The sequence below is a fragment of the Thiohalophilus sp. genome, assembly GCF_031581315.1.
Taxonomy (GTDB): Bacteria; Pseudomonadota; Gammaproteobacteria; order UBA6429; family Thiohalophilaceae; genus Thiohalophilus.
Window position 1 is genome coordinate 1 of record NZ_JAVLAZ010000166.1, and the last position, 2,319, is coordinate 2,319.

General features: G+C 60.0%; 1 protein-coding gene and 2 pseudogenes. All 3 read right to left on the reverse strand.

The genetic code is table 11. The annotated features are described in order from the left end of the window. A pseudogene (locus tag RI563_RS13185) lies at positions 1 to 413 on the reverse strand (hypothetical protein); the annotation flags it as partial. Positions 414 to 643: 230 nt separating this feature from the next. Further along, positions 644 to 2,038 carry a ribosome biogenesis GTPase Der gene (der, locus tag RI563_RS13190; RefSeq protein WP_310694844.1) on the reverse strand — a complete coding sequence of 465 codons (1,395 nt, stop codon included), beginning with the start codon at positions 2,036 to 2,038 and terminating at the stop codon, positions 644 to 646. A 45-nt stretch (positions 2,039 to 2,083) separates the two neighbouring features. Continuing rightward, positions 2,084 to 2,319, reverse strand: a pseudogene (locus RI563_RS13195) (hypothetical protein); the annotation flags it as partial.

Here is a 2,319-nt window from a genome sequence, read left to right on the forward strand (position 1 = left end):
GGATAGGCGTAACCGACATCTTTATAGTCGGAGATCATGTAGAACGGGCCCTTGTATTTGCCCATTCGCAGCTCGAGTTCGTCATTGAAATGGTAGGAGGCGTAGGCCCACTGGGTATCGATATCGTAGTTATCGGCGCCGCCCTGGGCGTGCAGGACCACGGTCATATCGACTTTCTCGGAGACCGAGGCGGAAAACTGCAGACCGATATCGTTATCTTCGGTATCGAACCGGGCGGTGTCATCCGCCAGTTCGAAATAATAGGGAACCGAAACGCCGGTAGTGGCGTTTTCGCTGTCGCTATAGGTGCCGGCGAAGGAGGCATAGCCGCTGACGGTGACTTCCACCGCCTGAACCGGCAGTGACGCGCACACCAGCAACCCGCCCGCCAGGGCAAGAATATGCTTGTTCATTGTTGTTCTCCCATGTGTGTGTCCGGGCCGGATCGCCAATCGGACAAGAGTGCGAACCGTCGGACAGAAATACCAAAATGGTATGACCCCAAAACGTCGCTCATTCTAGCGAAACGCTGGTCAGAATTAAACCAGAATGCAACAGGAATGTAACAAAAGGAGGCGGAATATTATCGGGAATATCACCGGGTTAGGGTTTACCCTGAGTTATGACATTGCCGACAAGAGGGCTATTTGCCCCGTTTAGCCACGAAGCGACGCAGGCGCTGGCGCTTTTGAACCTGGCGGGCGGTGAGTTTGTTTTTCTTGCCGGCGAAGGGATTGTCACCACTGCGAAATTCCACCTGCACCGGTGTCCCTTCCAGCTTCAGATGTTTCTGAAAGCCGTTGATCAGATAACGCCGGTAACTGTCCGACACGGCGGCGGTCTGATTGCCGTGGATGACGATCACCGGGGGGTTCTGCCCCCCCTGGTGCGCAAAACGCAGCTTGATGCGACGACCGCGCACCAGTGGCGGCGGATGAGCCTCGACCAGATCGTGCAGCAGCCGGGTCAGGGCCGCCGTGGAGAGGGTCCGGGTGGCCGATTTATAGGCGGTGATGATCGACTCGAACAGATGCCCGACATTGGTGCCGTGCAGGGCCGAGATAAAATGCACTTCGGCGAAACCGAGAAACGGGAGCTTGGCTTCCAGCTCGCGCCGGATCCAGTCGCGCTGCTCCTTTTCCAGGCCGTCCCATTTGTTGACCGCCAGCACCAGTGCCCGACCGGACTCCAGCACAAACCCGAGCAGACTGGCATCCTGATCGCTGATACCCTGGTGGGCATCGAGCAGCATCAACACCACATGGGCATCCTTGATGGCCTGCAGCGTCTTGATAACACTGAACTTTTCCACCGTTTCCTTGACCCGGCTGCGGCGCCGCACCCCGGCAGTATCGATCAGCACGTAGGTCTGATCGTCACGCTCGAAGGGCAGATAGAGACTGTCCCGGGTGGTGCCCGGCATGTCATAGGCCAGCACCCGTTCCTCACCGAGAATGCGGTTGACCAGGGTCGATTTGCCCACATTGGGCCGGCCGATGATCGCCACCTTGATACCGGCTGGCACCTCCTCCGGCGACGCCCCGGCCTCGGGCAGGCTCTCCAGCACACTGTTAATTAACGGCTTGATCCCTCGCCCCTGACTGGCGGCGATCGCGTGGGGCGGCCCCAGCCCCAGGGCGTGGAACTCGGCGCTGACCAGATCGGCATCGCGGCCATCGGCCTTGTTGACCACCACAAACACCGGCTTGCCCGTTTGACGCAGGCGCTCGGCGATCTGTTGATCATCCGGCATCAGCCCGGCATGGGCGTCGACCAGAAACAGCACTACATCGGCCTGCTCCACCGCCAGCCAGGCCTGGCTGGCCATCAGGCTGTCGAGGGTCTCATCCTCGCCGCTGAGACCGCCGGTATCCACCACGATATAGGGCCTGTCGCCCAGTTTGCCGTCGCCAAACTGGCGATCCCGGGTGAGGCCCGGTTGATCGGCCACCAGCGCGTCCCGCGAGCGGGTCAGGCGGTTGAACAGGGTGGACTTGCCGACATTGGGACGACCGACGAGAGCGATGACCGGTTGCATGGACGTTCCTGAATCAGATGGCTGGCAAGTTGAAACGCGACACCGTTATTCGGCCCGCCCGAAGGCGGCCACATAACCTTTGCGATCCACCGCGATGACTCGCTCGCCGGCCACCAGTGGCCGGGTCAACACGTTGTTTTCCTTTCGAAAAGCGGGATCGTAGCCGTCGTATTCATCGGTCATCAGATAAAACCCGGCGTTGATCCGGGCGCGCCCGGCCAGCTCACCGCTTTCGCGCAACAGCCAGTGCAAATAGCCGTCGTAATCGGCCACCACCAGAT

What these genes read in the sequence shown, in the direction of transcription:
- der (WP_310694844.1), bottom strand. Translation starts at nt 2,038, where the DNA reads ATGCAACCGGTCATCGCTCTCGTCGGTCGTCCCAATGTCGGCAAGTCC.